This is a genomic window from Arthrobacter sp. sptzw42 (assembly GCF_059089685.1).
The window spans coordinates 372,621-387,888 of record NZ_JBNHEX010000004.1 but is presented as its reverse complement, the minus strand read 5'-3'; the positions used below and the strand labels follow the sequence as shown (position 1 = coordinate 387,888).

Here is a 15,268-nt window from a genome sequence, read left to right as displayed (position 1 = left end):
AGACCTGCTGGTCACTGGTGTCCTTCAGGCCCCGGTTGTGCAGGTACCGGTTGGACTGGGCCTGGTAGATCGCGTTCATCGGCCCGATGCCCATGGAAACGGTGGGGAATTCCCAGAAGTCCGGCATCAGGCGCGGGTGCGGGTAGGAGGACAGGGCGTGCCCGGCCCGGGACTTTTCCTGCCGGAACCCGTCCAGGTCCTCCTCCGAAAGCCGGCCTTCCATGAACGCCCTGGCGTACATGCCGGGGGAGGCGTGGCCCTGGAAGAAGACCTGGTCCCCGCCGCCGGGGTGGTCCTTGCCACGGAAGAAGTGGTTAAACCCGACCTCGTACAGGGTCGCGGCCCCGGCGTAGGTGGAAATGTGCCCGCCCACGCCGATGTTCGCCCGCTGCGCACGGTGAACCATCACCGCAGCGTTCCAGCGCATGTACGCCCGGTAGCGGCGCTCGAACTCCTCATTGCCCGGGAACTCCGCTTCCTGGTCCACCGGGATCGTGTTCACATAATCGGTAGTGGTCACCATCGGCACCCCGACGCTCTGCGCACCGGCACGCTGCAACAGGCTCCGCATGATGTATTGGGCACGCTCGGTACCCTGTTCCCTGATCAATGAATCCAGGGACTCAACCCACTCGGCGGTCTCTTCCGGATCACGATCAGGCAGCTGGTTAGTCAACCCGCTGAGGATATGGGAGGTATCTTCTCCTGCAGCCACGGGAGCCTCATTTCATCATCGAATGGCCCTTGTTTTCATATTGTGAGAAAACAATCTTGCAATACGAGATTAGGACGGTTGGGGATGCGCGGTCAACACGACAGGGCCTCCCAATGCCGCGCGGATAACAAAGAACCGCTGCCAACCAATTGTGACCGGCGCGGAGGTCGGGGCATCTTGACCAAGGGTGACCCAGGTCATACTCTTATTTCACCATTCAATATCTCGATTCCGCAATGTGGAATAGAAGACTGGCCCCTAGCGCCGTCCTTACCACTGCGGATCCTCCCAGAATTGAGACCCTTATGCAGACCCCTCCGCCGGTCGGCGTCGACGCAGCTCCACACCTGACAGCGCCGTCAGTTGCCTCCGCCCACCCTTCCCTTAGCGTTGAAGCTCTCTGCGACTCAGCCAGCGCAGCATCCGGCCAAGCCATCAGCCCCACCCTTTATAACGTAGATCTTGCTCCCACTAAGCGCGCCGGCCGCAGCTGGTCGGGCTACAGCATCTTCACCCTCTGGGCCAACGACGTGCACAGCCTTGGCAACTATGCCTTCGCCATTGGGCTCTTCGCCCTGGGCCTGGGGGGATGGCAGATCCTCCTGGCACTCGCCATTGGTGCAGCACTGCTGTTCGGCCTCCTGAATCTATCCGGCTTCATGGGCGTGAAAACCGGCGTTCCGTTCCCGGTGATGAGCCGGATCAGTTTCGGAATCAGGGGCGCCCAAATCGCCGCCCTCCTGCGCGGCGCCGTGGCTATTGCCTGGTTCGGCATCCAGACCTACCTCGCCTCGGTCGTCTTCCGCGTCATGCTTGTAGCGATGTTTCCGCCCCTTGCCGCCATGGACAAGGACTCCATACTGGGCCTCTCCACCCTGGGCTGGATTGCGTTCGTCATCCTTTGGGTCGTCCAGCTGGTCATCGTCAGTTTCGGCATGGAAATGATCCGCAAGTACGAGGCGTTCGCGGGTCCCGTCATCCTGGCCACCATGGCAGCCATCGCTGTCTGGATATTCATCGAGGCCGGCGGTGCCATCGCGTGGTCCTCCAACAACGCCCTCGAAGGGCCCGAGATGTGGCTCACCATCTTTGCCGGCGGCTCCCTATGGGTTTCCATCTACGGCACCTTTGTCCTGAACTTCTGTGACTTCACCCGCTCCGCCGTCTCGAAAAAGGCTGTTGTGCGCGGAAATTTTTGGGGCATCCCCATCAACATGCTCGTCTTCGGCGCCATCGTAGTGGTGATGGCCGGAGGGCAGTTCAAAATCAACGGCACCATCATCCAAAGCCCGTCCGACATCGTCCAGACCATTCCCAATACGTTTTTCCTTGTGCTGGCCTGCCTCGCCCTGCTGATCCTGACCATCGCGGTTAATCTCATGGCGAACTTCGTGGCCCCGGTCTACGCCCTGACCAACCTGTTCCCCAGACGGCTGAACTTCCGTAAGGCGGCCATCGTCAGCGCCGTTATAGGCCTGGTCATCCTGCCTTGGAACCTCTACAACAACCCCTTGGTCATCGTGTACTTCCTGGGCGGCCTCGGCGCCCTCCTCGGCCCGCTGTTCGGCGTCGTTATGGCTGATTACTGGCTGATCCGCCGCGGCAGGGTCAACGTTCCGGAGCTCTACACTGCCTCGCCGGCCGGAACCTACTACTACAGGAACGGCGTGAACCCCCGCGCCATCATCGCCATGGTGCCGGCAGCCGTCGTGGCGCTGCTGATTGCGTTTGTCCCGGCGCTGGCGGCAGCGGCACCCTTCGCGTGGTTCTTTGCGGCAGGGATCGCAGCAGCTGTGTATTTCTTCATCGCGGACCGCTCCCAGCGGCTGGAAGACCGCGACGGCGAGGCCATTGCCATCGCCAGCACCCACTGACTAAGGAAACTTCGATGCGCATACTCGTTGCGAACGTCAACACCACCGCGTCCATGACGGACTCCATCGCTGCCTCAGCCCGGAACATCGCCGCCCCCGGCACGGAAATCGTTGGCATAACGCCACGGTTCGGCGCGGACTCCTGCGAAGGAAACTTTGAAAGCTACCTGGCCGCCATCGCCGTAATGGATGCCGTGACCCGTTACCCGGAACCGTTCGACGCTGTAGTACAGGCAGGGTACGGGGAGCACGGACGTGAAGGGCTGCAGGAGTTGCTGGACGTTCCGGTGGTGGACATCACCGAGGCAGCAGCCAGCACCGCCATGTTCCTGGGCCACAAGTACTCCGTGGTCACCACCCTGGACCGGACCGTTCCGCTCATCGAGGACCGACTCAAGCTTGCCGGGCTGGATGCCCGCTGCGCCTCGGTGCGGGCCAGCGGCATGGCAGTCCTGGAACTTGAGGAAGAACCCGAACGGGCAGTGGAAGCCATCATCAACCAGGCGATGCTGGCCGTGAGCCAGGACAAAGCGGAAGTTATTGTGCTTGGCTGCGGCGGCATGGCCGGCTTGGACGAACAGATCAGGCAACGTGCGGGCGTCCCGGTGGTGGACGGCGTGGCGTCCGCCGTAGCCATCGCCGAATCCCTCGTCCGCATGCGCTTGTCCACATCCAAAGTCCGGACCTACGCTGCACCGCGGCCCAAGACCGTCATAGGCTGGCCGCTCAACAACACAGGCGTGCCGGCTTCGCTGTAGGCGGCAACCCCTTACATTGGGGCAAAGGTGCTGCGCAGCGGCCAGGAGGAGAAGAGCTTGAACCAACCCCAGCCCCCCGAACGCGTTGCCGTGGTCACTGGAGCAGGATCCGGCATCGGCCGGGCAGTGGCCCGCCTCCTCCTGGCTGATGGTTTCGCCGTCGCCCTTGCCGGGCGGCGCGAACAGCAACTGGTGGAGACGGCCGACGGCCACCGAAACGCACTTCCGGTGACCTGCGACGTCACCCGGCCCGACGACGTCGAGCAGCTTTTCGAGGCCACCCGCCGGCAGTGGGGCCGGGTGGACCTGCTGTTCAACAACGCCGGCATCTTTGGGCCGGCGGCCAGCGTGGACGAGATTTCGCTGGCCGACTGGGATGCCACCGTGGCGGTGAACCTCACCGGCTCGATGCTGTGTGCTGCGGCCGCCGTGCGGGCCATGAAGTCGCAGGATCCGCAGGGCGGCCGGATCATCAACAACGGTTCCATCTCCGCGCACTCGCCCCGGCCCCGGACAGTGGCTTATGCCGTCACGAAGCACGCCCTGACCGGACTGACTAAAAGCATCGAGCTGGACGGCCGGGACTACGGCATCACCTGCGGGCAGATCGACATCGGCAACACGGCCACGGAGATCATGGACACCATCGGTGTGGGGGACGGGGCGCTCCAGGCGGATGGCAGCCGCCGGGTTGAACCCACTTTTCCCGTTGAGGATGCAGCCCGGGCAGTGCTGATGATGGCCAACATGCCGGCCTCTGCCAGCGTGGGGTCAGTAGTGGTGACGGCTGCGGGCATGCCGTTTATCGGCCGCGGCTGAACCCTAGAGGGGGAAGAGCGCCGAAAGGTCCGCGCGCAGGCCTGAAGCGGCCACCTTGCCCGCCGCCACTGCCTCGCCCCAGCTCAACTCGCCGGTCACCATCGCAAGCCAGGTGGCGGCGTCGCACTCAATCACGTTCGGCGGGGTGCCGCGCGTGTGCCGCGGCCCCTCCACGCACTGCGTAACGCCGAAGGGCGGGACCCGCACCTCCACCGAATTGCCCGGCGCCCGCGCGGTGACTTCCTCAAGCGTGTACCTCACTGCCGTGGCCAAAAGTGCCCGCGGGACCTGAACGTTCGACGACGGCTCCGCGGCCTTACGCCACGCCTCCACCGCAGCGGCGCCCTCTTCGATATCGATCCGACGGCGGGCAACAGGCATGTTTCCGGCTTTCTTACGGTGCGGGTTATCTGGGGACGGCCATCAGGCTACCGCGCCAAGGCTTTGCGACAGAATCAGCGCGGGTACCACGGGAAAATCTGTGGGTACTTTCCTCAATCCAGCAGCGCCGAAACCGCCGGGCCCAGCCTGATCTGCCCCACGGGACGGCCGCCGCCCAGCACCGGCTCCACCACTTTCTCCAAAACGCTAGCAACCCCCGGGATTTCCACGGCGCCGGCCGCTGCGAGAAGCGTCAGGGCCACCAGGGAAGTGGCCCTGGTATTCCCGTCCAGTATCTTGACGGCCACGGAAACACCCTGCGGCGTGGCCATGGCGAGGACACCTTCGGCACCCACCTTGGCGATGACCTCCAGCTCGTCCATCACCAGGGTGTTGGCCTCACCCAGGCCCTGGACCGCCCACGGGTAATCAAGCATCGACGTCGCGATGGTGGCGGCACGGGCGCTGAAACTTTGGTCGCCGGGCGCCTTGGCCAACTGGGAGAAACCCCGTGCCAGCCCCTTGAGGGAAACCGCCGCCACAGGCGCACCGCAGCCGTCGATCCCTAGGTGCGCGATCTTCTCGCCCGTGTACTCCTCGATAACCGTGCGGACCCGCTGCTGCAGAGGGTGGTTGGGCTCCAGGTAGCTGTCGGTGTCCCAGCCGTTTTCCGTGCAGGCCCACAGGAAAGCTGCGTGTTTGCCGGAACAGTTGAACGCCAGCCTGGACTTGCCGCGCTCGGAGCGCACCAGCCAGTTGCGCGCCGTTTCATCCTGCGGCCAGGCCTCGGGGCACTGCAGTTGGTCCTCCCGTACACCGGCGGCCTTGAGCATCCCGGACACCACGTCCATATGGTCCAGGGAACCCACATGGCTCGCGCAGGCGAGGGCAACCTGGGCGCCGCGGAGGGGCACCCCGGACTGCATCGAGGCCAGTGCCTGGAATGGCTTCAGGGCTGACCTGGCGAAAATAGGGGTGTTGATGTCGCCAAGCTCCGTGACCACTGTCCCGTCCGCCGCCAGAAGGACGGCGGAGCCGATGTGGCGGGACTCCACGAAGCCGCTGCGCTCAATCACGGCCAGTTCGACGGCGGAGTCCACGGTGAAGGTGGCGTGCGGATTATGCGGCATGGTGCCAGTCTATGGGCCTGCCTGCCGGTTGGCGGGCTACTCCACGGTGACCATGACCGACTGCCAGCCGGAGGCACCGTCCGGAACGGGATCCGCCCGCTGGTCCGTCTGCACCTCACCGGACCCGTCCGTGGCACGGACTTTGATGTAATGGGGCCCGGGTGTGGCGTCCCACTCATAGGACCACTGGCGCCACGTCACCAGGGATGCCTCGGTGGACAGGTCAGCTGCCACCCAGTCCCCGTTGTCGATCTGGATCTCCACCTTGGTAATACCGCGCGTTTGGGCCCAGGCCGTGCCGCCGACGGCGACCTTTCCGGCCGGGACTTTCGCGAAGGACTTGGGGACGTCCACGCGGGCCATGGTCTTGATGGGTCCGCGCTCCGACCATCCGCGCTCGGTCCAGTAGGCCCTGTTGTCTGCGAACCTGGTGACTTCGAGGTCCACCACCCACTTGGTCGCGGAGACGAACCCGTACAGTCCCGGAACCACCATCCGTACCGGGTAGCCGTGTTCGAGCGGGAGCGGCTCGTCGTTCATGCCGATGGCCAGCATGGCGTCACGGTCGTCCTGCAGGACCTCGAGCGGGGTGGAGGCGCTGAAGCCGTCGATGGAGGTTGAAAGCACCATGTCCGCCCCATCCTTCGGCTTTGCCCGCTTCAACACCTCGCGGATGGGCAGGCCCAGCCATTTGGCATTGCCCGCGAGATTCCCGCCCACGGGGTTGGATACACAGGTGAGCGTGACGTGCGATTCGATGAGCTCGGCGTCGAGCAGGTCCTGGAACGTGAGCCGGACTTCTTCCTCCACCAGCCCGTGCACGCGAAGCTCCCACTCGTCCGCATTGATCTCCGGGACGCTGAGCGCCGTGTCAATGCGGTAGAACTCGCCGTTGGGCGTCACCCACGGGGCCACGCCCGGCACCGGTGACTGGACTCCGGCCGAAACCGCTGCAGCGGGCTTTGCCGGTGCGGGAAGCTGCAAGGCGTCCCGCGCCTGCGCGATGTTGCTGCGGGCTGCACTCAGGAGGCGGCCGCCGGCAGCGGCAATTCCGGCCGCGGCTGCGGTAATCCCCGCTGCGGCGAAGAAGCGACGGCGGCTGGTCCCGGCGACGTCCCTGGCAAGGTCAGCGTCAACCCCCGGCCGAACCGCCGGCTTCCGCAGCAGCACAATCAGGAACCGCAGGGCGGCCAGGCCGGCGAGTGTCCCCACCAGCGAAGGGACAGCATCAGCAGGCCCCACGCCTGCCCGGGTCAGCACACTGGCAATAATCACCGCACCCATGAACAGGACCCCCAAAACCCCCAACGCCCACCGCCTGTATGCCACCACGCCCAGCACGCACGCCAGGACGGCGATAGTCAGGCCCATGCCCACGAAGAGCGCGGCCTTGTCATTAGTGCCGAATGTGGCGATCGCAAAATCCTTCAGCCAGGACGGCGTGAAGTCAATGAACGTCGAACCCAGCGCGAACAAGGGTGTGGCGCGCGCGGTGAAGAAGGCTCCCACGAGCTCAGCCACGGCCAGGACGACGGCGGCAGACACCATACCTGCCAGCGCTGCCATGGTGGTGGGATTTTTGAGCCGGTTCCGAAGCTTTTCCATGGCATAGGTTCGGAGCGGACCGGCCTGGGGATTGTTTTTCCGGGACTGACACAGCTTAGGACCGGGCAGGGTGCACAAAGTACCCTTGGAGACTGTGAAGGTACTCGTCATCGGCCCCGGAGGCCGCGAACACGCTATTGTCCGCTCCCTGCTCGCCGATCCCAACGTGTCCGAGGTCCACGCAGCTCCCGGCAATGCGGGTATCAGCAAGTTGGTTCCCACCTACAACATCAACAGCAACGATCCCGACGCCGTCGCCGCCCTTGCCACCAGGCTGGCCGTGGACCTCGTGGTGGTCGGCCCGGAAGCGCCGCTGGCAGCTGGAGTCTCCGACGCCGTCCGTGAAGCCGGCATTCCGGTCTTCGGTCCCAGCAAGGCGGCCGCGCAGCTCGAAGCGTCAAAGGCGTTTGCCAAGGAAATCATGGCGGAGGCCGGCGTGCCCACAGCCATGGCGATGGTGGCCACGAACACTGAGGAAGCGGCTTCTGCCCTGGACACCTTCGGCGCACCCTACGTGGTGAAGGACGACGGACTCGCTGCCGGCAAGGGTGTGGTGGTCACCAGGAACCGGGACGAAGCCATGGCGCACGCGCAGTCCTGCTTCGACGCCGGCGGCTCGGTGGTCATCGAGGAGTTCCTGGACGGTCCCGAGGTCTCCCTCTTTGTCTTCTGCGACGGCCACAACACGGTGGCGCTGTCACCGGCCCAGGACTTCAAGCGGATCTTCGACAATGACGAAGGGCCCAACACCGGTGGAATGGGCGCGTACACCCCCTTGGAGTGGGCCCCTGAAGGCCTTGTCCAGGAGGTCATCGACCGGGTAGCCCAACCCACGGTCAACGAGATGGCCAGCCGCGGCACCCCGTTCGTGGGCGTGCTGTTCGTGGGGCTCGCGCTGACTTCGCGCGGCACCCGCGTCATCGAATTCAACGTCCGTTTCGGCGATCCCGAAACCCAGGCCGTGCTGGCCCGGCTCAAGACGCCCCTCGGCGCCCTGCTGCTCGCAGCCGCTAAGGGCGAACTGGACAAGGCGGAAGAGCTGCGCTGGGCAAAGGAGACAGCCGTCGCAGTCGTCGTCGCATCGGAGAACTACCCTGGCACCCCACGCACCGGCGACCGGATCCGCGGGCTGAAAAAGGTGGAAGAGCTGGAAGGCGTGCACGTGATCCACGCAGGCACCTCCTTTGACGAGTACGGCAAAGTGGTTTCAGCCGGGGGCCGCGTGCTCGCTGTCGTCGCGCTGGGCAGCGACCTGGTGGAAGCGCGTGAAAGAGCATACGACGGTGTGGAGCTGGTTCAGCTGGAAGGCTCGCAGTTCCGGACGGACATCGGTGGCAAGGCTGCCCGTGGCGAGATCAAGGTCCCGTCCGCGTCGACCAGATCCCTGCCTGTAACGAAAGCGAAGGCTTAGCATGAGCGACAATCCTGCAGCACGCGGATTCAAAACTACTGCCCTGGACCTGCCGGGCTGGACGCACGTCTACTCCGGCAAAGTCCGTGACCTCTACGAACCGGCCGACGATTCGGTCCGGCAGCGGGTGGGCCGGGACTGCGTGCTGGTGGTGGCCAGTGACCGGATCAGTGCCTTCGACCATGTCCTCACCAGCGAGATTCCGGACAAGGGGCGGATCCTTACCCAGCTGAGCCTGTGGTGGTTCGACCAGCTGGACGTTGAGCACCACGTCCTGGCCTCAACAGTGGAGGACGGTGTGCCGGCCGCCGTGGAGGGCCGCGCAATGATCTGCAAGAAGCTGGACATGTTCCCGGTGGAGTGCATTGCCCGCGGCTACCTCACGGGCTCGGGCCTGCTGGAGTACAACGCCGCCGGGACAGTGTGCGGCATCCCGCTGCCCGAAGGCCTGGTGGACGGTTCGCGCCTGGAGCGGGCCATCTTCACCCCGTCAGCCAAGGCCGAGGTGGGCGAGCATGACGAGAACATCACGTATGACGCCGTCGTGGCCATGGTGGGCGACGACATCGCCGGGCGGCTGAGCCAGCTCACCCTGGAGATTTACACCAAGGCCGAGGAGATTGCGCGCGAACGGGGCATCATCCTCGCCGACACCAAGGTGGAGTTCGGTTACGACGCCGTCTCCGGCTCCATCACCCTGGGCGATGAGGTCCTGACGCCTGATTCATCACGGTTCTGGGACGCTGCTACGTACCAGCCGGGACAGGCGCAGCCGTCCTATGACAAGCAGTACGTCCGGGACTGGCTGACATCGGTTGAATCCGGCTGGGACAAGGCTTCCGATACCGTTCCGCCGGCGCTGCCTGCTGACGTTGTTGACCGGACGCGCAGCCGCTACGTGGAGGCCTTCGAGAAACTGACCGGGCGGACGTTCGCCTGATCCCTTCGCCGGACGGAGCCCAGCTGCTCCCGGCGGATGGTGCTGCCTAACTGGCCTTGGCGCCTGCCGCCGCCCTTTCTTGAGTCAGCCTTATCTCCAGGATCGCGTCTAGGGCTTGTTGGACGAGGTCCTGGGCTCCGGCTGAACTGAAGGCTTTTTGCGCTTCATGAAGGAAGGTCATTGCTTCGTTCAACTCACCGGCCGCCTTGAGTGATTTGCCGAGCAAGAGCGAAACCTCGCCCGCTGTGTGCTTGGCGAGGGCATCAGGCTGCCCGTGAATTTCACGGAGCTTTTCGATAGCCGCAACGATGTCGCCCGTCAGGTAGAGCCACCGCGCTCGGATGAACGCAACCTCCAACTCATCGCTTTTTGTACCACCCACTATGGAGAACGCTAGTTCGGCGCGCTCGATTGCTGACAGTGTCTCGGGTTCAACAATCCCGGACTGAAGGCGTACCGCAGCGGACGCTTTATTGAACCTGGCCCACATTTCGATGTCGTTGGCCGGGGAGAGGAGCTTCGCTGCCCGTTCATGTTGCTTGACGCCCTCGGTGTAGTCGTGCCGCATGAAGGCGACATTGCCCACGACCCAGGCTACTTCGCCGGCAAGCTGCGCCATGGCATGTTCATCTACCTGGGAGATGAGCTGGCGGCAGTATTTCCAGGCCTCATCCAGCCGGCCGCTTTCTGCCAAGACGCCGATAAGGACCCGCAAAGCGCCCGTGACGACTGTGGAACTCGTTGGCATTTGCTCCGCCAGCTTCGTTGCTTCCATTGCCTGGTCCACAGCGGCTGAGAGTTGGCCCTTCCGTTGCAGCACGGCGGACAGCATCTGCAATGCACGGACGCCCAGTCCTACAGACTCCCTGGCCATAGGATGCTCCACCAGGCGCTCGACAATCTGCTGGCAGTCCTGCAAGTCACCGTGTCTTAACAAACATTCGGCCTGCATGTAAGTCATATTCCACCAGGCGCTGGTGTTGCGGCCCTCAAGCGCCAATTTTGCTGCGGTTGCTGCATGGCTTGCTGCCAATGGATAGTCCCTGAGGTCCCAAGCCTGCCGGGCGTAGAGGCCCGCAAGGACGTACTCAGCGTCACTGGCGGTGACGGGTTGACTCCAGGCTTCCAGCGCCTTAGGTGCAAGCTCAAGCCGCCGGGCCAATTCCTCGATAACCTCGGCCGTGGGTTCCCGCCGGCCTGTCTCGAGCAGTGAGATATAGCTGGGTGAATACAGGTCCTTGCCCAGTTCGGCCTGTGTCAGTCCTCGTTCGAGCCGCTCCGCGCGCAGCTTCTCGCCGAATCCGTTGCCCACGGGATTCCTCCTCTTCTGCACAGCCTTTTTAAATCACGTGCTTGACAGTCCCTGTGGAAAACATTTTACAATGGGTGTCAACAAGGACAGTGCTGGCTTTGTAACGAATCCGACTCGTATAGAGGAACTAATATGTTGAAGAAGATTGCAGCCGCCGCCGCTTTAGCTGGGGCTCTGGCTTTCTCTGCTGCGGCTCCGGCCGTACTGTCAGCCGGTTCCCCGGCGGATGGCACAAGCATCAGTGCACGCACCGGCAACTGGCCCAACCCGGTGTCAGAGCCGGTCAAAAAGGATAAGAGCACGGACACCGCGTACATTACGTACACGGGCAACTGGCCTAACCCAGTCTAATAGCTTTCCTCATAACAGGAGGCGAGGGAAGGCCCTGGAGCATCTGCTCCGGGGCCTTTCCCTTTACCGCAAAGTTACCGTCGCGCCGGGCAGTCGCCGATGCAAAAAGAGGGCCTCCGTGTGGAGACCCTCTTCTGTTTGGTCGGGATGACAGGATTTGAACCTGCGACCTCTTCGTCCCGAACGAAGCGCGCTACCAAGCTGCGCTACATCCCGATCCGCTGCAAAAGCAACTTTACAAGGATAGCCGATGCGGGTCCCTGATGCGAAATCCGCAGCAGCCGCTGCCGGTCAGACCAGCGAGTCCTTCCAGGCGCCGTGCAGGTCGGCGAAGCGTCCGCCGCCGTCGATGAGTTCTGCCGGCGAACCGTCTTCAACAATCCGGCCGTCATGTACCACCAGCACCCGGTCCGCCGTCTCGACGGTGGAGAGCCGGTGCGCGATGATCAGCGCGGTCCTTCTGGCAGCATCTGTATTAGCCAGGAGCCGGGCCAGGCCGGTCTGCACCAGTCTCTCCGAAGGAATGTCCAGCGAGGACGTTGCCTCATCCAGGATAAGCACGGCCGGGCGGGCCAGGAACGCCCTGGCGAAGCTGATGAGCTGGCGCTGGCCCGAGGACACCCGGCCGCCGCGCTTGTTGACATCCGTGTCGTAGCCCTTCGGGAGCTCAAGGATGAACTCGTGCGCGCCGACTGCCTTGGCTGCTTCCTCAATTTCGGCCCGGGACGCTTCCGGCCGGCCCAGGGCAATGTTGTCTGCCACCGAACCGCTGAACAGGAAAGCCTCCTGGGTGACCATGACGACGTTCCGCCTCAGGTCTGTGGTGCTAAGGCTGCGGAGATCCACGCCATCAAGGGTGAGGGAACCGGAGGACACATCGTAAAACCGGGCGATCAACTTCGCCAGCGTGGATTTTCCGGCTCCCGTCTGGCCCACGAGGGCAACGGTTTGGCCCGCCGGGATGTGCAGGTTCAGCTGGGGGACGATCAACGGCCCGTCCCCGTAGCGGAATTCCACATCCTTGAAGGCGATAGCCCCTTGGGCACTCTTCAGTGCCACAGGATTCTCGGGCGGCCGGACCGTGGGAATCTCCTCAAGGAGTCCGGACACCTTTTCCAGCGCTGCCTGTGCGCTCTGGAACGAGTTGTAAAACATGGCCATCTGGTCCACGGGCTGGAAAAATCTTTTGGTGGAGAGGATGAGCGCCAGCAGCACACCCACCGCAAGATCGCCGGTGAGGACGCGGAATCCGCCGAAGAGCAGCACCACGGCAACGCAGACGTTGCCGATCAGCACCAGTCCCGGCTGGAAAATCCCGTTGAGGTTGATGGAGCGGACGGTAGCGAGGCGGTAGTCCTCCGCGAGCTTCCCGTAGCTCTGGGCATTCTCCCGCTCCTTGCGGAACGCCTTCACTGCCCGGATGCCGGTCATAGTTTCCACGAAGTGCACGATCAGCCGGGCGGACACCACCCGGGATTCACGGAACGCGATCTGGGAGTGCTTCTGGTACCAGCGGGCCAGGAAAAACATCGGCACCCCCGCGGCCAGCACCAGCAGGCCGCTGCGCCAGTCAAGGGCGAACACGGTAATCGCGGTGAAGATCATAAACAGCAGGCCGGACGCCAGTGAGCTGACTCCGGAATCCAGAAGCTCACGGAGGGCTTCCAGGTCTGAGGTCTGCCGGGCAATGATCCGGCCGGACGTGTATTTCTCGTGGAACTCAAGGCTCAGCCGCTGGGTGTGCCGGAAGACCCGGAGGCGCAGGTCCAGCAGCATGGCCTGGCTCAACCTCGCCGTGGACGTCACGTACAGGGCGGTGAGTCCCGCCGTCGCAATTGCGGCAAGCAGGTAGGCGACGCCGGTGAGCACCAGGGGCAGGTTGTCACCGGCCCGCAGGGCGGGCAGTGCGTGGTCAATGCCAAAGGCGATCAGTGCCGGACCTGCCACCCGGGCCGCCTGGGAGAGGACCACCGTGGCTATGGTCAGCCAGAACCGCAGCCGTACAGGGCGGATGAGGGAACGCAGCAGTGCCAGCGACCGTCGTCGTACGGCTTTGCTGTCGCTTTTGCTCAGGTGCGCGTTGTCTTCGTTGGCGGTACCGAAGGTTGCCGTGCTCATCGGGTCACTTCCTCTGCCTGGATTCCGGCATCTTTGAGTTCCGACAGCTCGGAGTCCAGGTCTCGCGGTTCCTGGTCAAGGCTTGCGATGACGTAGCGGTAGTGGTCGTTGTCCGCCAGAAGCTCTGTATGGGTACCCACGGCAGTGATGCGGCCTTCTTCCAGCAGGGCCACCCGGTCTGCCAACGCCACCGTGGACGGCCGATGGGCCACGATCAGAGTGGTGGTGTCTTTCAGCACGGCGCGGAGCCGTGTTTCGACAAGTTCCTCGGTGTGGACATCCAGGGCGGACAGCGGATCGTCCAGCACCAGCACACGCGGGCGTGCGGCGATGGCCCGGGCCAGGGCGATGCGCTGCCGCTGCCCGCCGGACAGGCTGAGGCCTTCCTCGCCGATGAGGGTGTCCAGGCCCTCGGGCAAGGAGTAGGCGAAGTGCGCCTGGGCCACGTCCAGCGCCTCCTCGAGGACCGCCTCGGTGCGGACCGGGGCGCCCAGGAGGACGTTGTCGCGGACCGAACTGGAGAACAGGGTGGTGTCCTCGAAGGCGACTCCGACGATGCGGCGGAGTTCCTCCACGTCGAATTCCCGCAGGTCCACGCCGTCGATGGTGATGGAGCCGTCCGTGACGTCATACAGGCGGGGGACGAGCTGGATCAGGGCGCTCTTGCCGCTTCCGGTGATGCCTACCAGGGCCATGGTTTCGCCGGGCCGGAGGTTAAGGTTGATCTCCTTCAGGATCGGCTTGTCCGGAGCGTCTTCAAAGGCGAAGGTGGCGCTGTTGAAGCGGAGGGCGCCGGCGAGCTGGCTGGGCCGCCGGGGCTCCGGGGGACTGGTGATGCTGTTGGCCGTGTCCATGACTTCGAAGTGACGGTCGACGGCGCTTTTGGCGGTCAGGGCCATGGCCAGCAGCATGCCGGAGAACTCAACGGGGGAGGCGATGACGGCTGCCGTAGCAAAGAAAGCCACCAGCGCGCCGATGCTCAGCTGGCCGCTGGCGCACAGCATCACGCCCACTACCAGTCCGGCGCCAAGGGCGAGTTCGGGCAGCAGGGTGACCACCAGGGTGAAGGTTGCCTGCTGTCGCGCCTTGTCGATCTCCGTTTGGCGCAGTTCTTCTGCTTGTTCCTCGAAGTTCTCAAGGGCTTCCCGGCTGCGTCCGAAGGCCTTGAGGACGCGAATCCCGTGGACGGACTCCTCAACGGTGGTGGCAAGGTCGCCGGCCTGGTCCTGGCCGCGGCGCGCCACCCTGCTGAAGCGGGTCCGGAACCGGAAGCTGTAAGCCATGATGGGCACGGCGGCGGCCAGGAAAATGAGGGCCAGCTGCCAGCTCATGGCGAACATGACCCCGATGCCGATAATGACCGTAAGGGTGGTGACCACCAGCATGATCGCACCGAAGGCCATCCAGCGGCGCAGCAAGTTCAGGTCCGTCATGGCACGGGAGAGCAGTTGGCCGGACCCCCAGCGGTCGTGGAAGGAGACGGTCAGGTCCTGCAGGTGGTCATACAGCGAAACCCGCAGCCCGGTCTCCACCGAAGTGGCAGGGTTGATGACGAACTGCCGGCGAAGGGCCACCAGCCCGGCTTCCGCCACACCGAGCACCAGGATGACGGCGGCCGGAATCCAGACCGCTTCTGGGGTGCCTCCCGGCTGGAGGGATTCATTGATGAGGACCCGCAGCACCTGGGGGATGGCCAGGGCAACAACGCTGGCCAGGAGTGCGCACAGAAGCCCCAGAAGAAGCCGGGGGATGATCGGCCGGACATGGGGGTAGAGACGGCTGATGGATCGAAAAAATGAAGTTTGCTTGGCCATGCCCGCTTCTCGGCTCTAAAACGAATGTAGTTTCCCGTAG

General features: G+C 64.1%; 11 protein-coding genes, 1 tRNA gene and 1 pseudogene. 5 read left to right on the top strand and 8 right to left on the bottom strand.

All coding sequences use genetic code 11. The annotated features are described in order from the left end of the window. A pseudogene (locus AC5RT4_RS07800) lies at positions 1-715 on the bottom strand (pyruvate dehydrogenase (acetyl-transferring), homodimeric type); the annotation flags it as partial. 305 nt (positions 716-1,020) lie between these two features. Here AC5RT4_RS07800 and AC5RT4_RS07795 point away from each other — a divergent pair. Genes AC5RT4_RS07795 through AC5RT4_RS07785 form a run of 3 tightly spaced genes read left to right on the top strand, consistent with a single transcriptional unit; the run spans position 1,021 to position 4,166 of the window. Beyond that, a complete protein-coding gene (locus tag AC5RT4_RS07795; RefSeq protein ID WP_494105377.1) occupies positions 1,021-2,589 on the top strand; it encodes an NCS1 family nucleobase:cation symporter-1 in 1,569 nt (522 codons plus the stop codon). Between the two features lie 14 nt (positions 2,590-2,603). Next, positions 2,604-3,347, top strand: a complete 744-nt coding sequence (locus AC5RT4_RS07790; protein ID WP_494105376.1) for an aspartate/glutamate racemase family protein — start codon at positions 2,604-2,606, stop codon at positions 3,345-3,347. A 57-nt stretch (positions 3,348-3,404) separates the two neighbouring features. Then, a complete protein-coding gene (locus AC5RT4_RS07785; RefSeq protein ID WP_494105375.1) occupies positions 3,405-4,166 on the top strand; it encodes an SDR family oxidoreductase in 762 nt (253 codons plus the stop codon). Between the two features lie 3 nt (positions 4,167-4,169). Here the strand turns inward: AC5RT4_RS07785 and AC5RT4_RS07780 are convergent, their stop codons facing one another. The 3 genes from AC5RT4_RS07780 to AC5RT4_RS07770 all read right to left on the bottom strand — a co-directional run bounded on the left by AC5RT4_RS07780 (position 4,170) and on the right by AC5RT4_RS07770 (position 7,282). Next, positions 4,170-4,547 carry a sterol carrier family protein gene (locus tag AC5RT4_RS07780; RefSeq protein ID WP_494105374.1) on the bottom strand — a complete coding sequence of 126 codons (378 nt, stop codon included), beginning with the start codon at positions 4,545-4,547 and terminating at the stop codon, positions 4,170-4,172. 113 nt (positions 4,548-4,660) lie between these two features. Further along, positions 4,661-5,677 (bottom strand): asparaginase, encoded by a 1,017-nt coding sequence (locus tag AC5RT4_RS07775; protein WP_494105373.1) that lies wholly within the window; start codon positions 5,675-5,677, stop codon positions 4,661-4,663. Positions 5,678-5,713: 36 nt separating this feature from the next. Next, positions 5,714-7,282, bottom strand: a complete 1,569-nt coding sequence (locus AC5RT4_RS07770) for a molybdopterin-dependent oxidoreductase (protein WP_494105372.1) — start codon at positions 7,280-7,282, stop codon at positions 5,714-5,716. Between the two features lie 94 nt (positions 7,283-7,376). Between AC5RT4_RS07770 and purD the strand changes: the two genes are divergently transcribed. Continuing rightward, positions 7,377-8,693 (top strand): phosphoribosylamine--glycine ligase, encoded by a 1,317-nt coding sequence (gene purD, locus AC5RT4_RS07765; RefSeq protein ID WP_494041736.1) that lies wholly within the window; start codon positions 7,377-7,379, stop codon positions 8,691-8,693. A 1-nt stretch (position 8,694) separates the two neighbouring features. Beyond that, the gene (locus AC5RT4_RS07760; protein WP_494041430.1) at positions 8,695-9,633 is read left to right on the top strand and encodes a phosphoribosylaminoimidazolesuccinocarboxamide synthase; all 939 of its coding nucleotides are present in this window, start codon (positions 8,695-8,697) and stop codon (positions 9,631-9,633) included. A gap of 46 nt (positions 9,634-9,679) precedes the next feature. Here the strand turns inward: AC5RT4_RS07760 and AC5RT4_RS07755 are convergent, their stop codons facing one another. From AC5RT4_RS07755 to AC5RT4_RS07740, 4 genes are all read right to left on the bottom strand, one after another. After that, a complete protein-coding gene (locus AC5RT4_RS07755; protein WP_494041431.1) occupies positions 9,680-10,945 on the bottom strand; it encodes a helix-turn-helix domain-containing protein in 1,266 nt (421 codons plus the stop codon). A gap of 490 nt (positions 10,946-11,435) precedes the next feature. Beyond that, positions 11,436-11,512 (bottom strand) — tRNA-Pro (locus tag AC5RT4_RS07750). 75 nt (positions 11,513-11,587) lie between these two features. Then, positions 11,588-13,414 carry an ABC transporter ATP-binding protein gene (locus AC5RT4_RS07745; RefSeq protein WP_494041432.1) on the bottom strand — a complete coding sequence of 609 codons (1,827 nt, stop codon included), beginning with the start codon at positions 13,412-13,414 and terminating at the stop codon, positions 11,588-11,590. Then, positions 13,411-15,228: an ABC transporter ATP-binding protein gene (locus AC5RT4_RS07740; RefSeq protein ID WP_494041433.1), complete on the bottom strand. Its 1,818-nt coding sequence runs from the start codon at positions 15,226-15,228 to the stop codon at positions 13,411-13,413. Before AC5RT4_RS07740 ends, AC5RT4_RS07745 begins: the two co-directional genes overlap by 4 nt. Between the last annotated feature and the right edge of the window lie 40 nt (positions 15,229-15,268).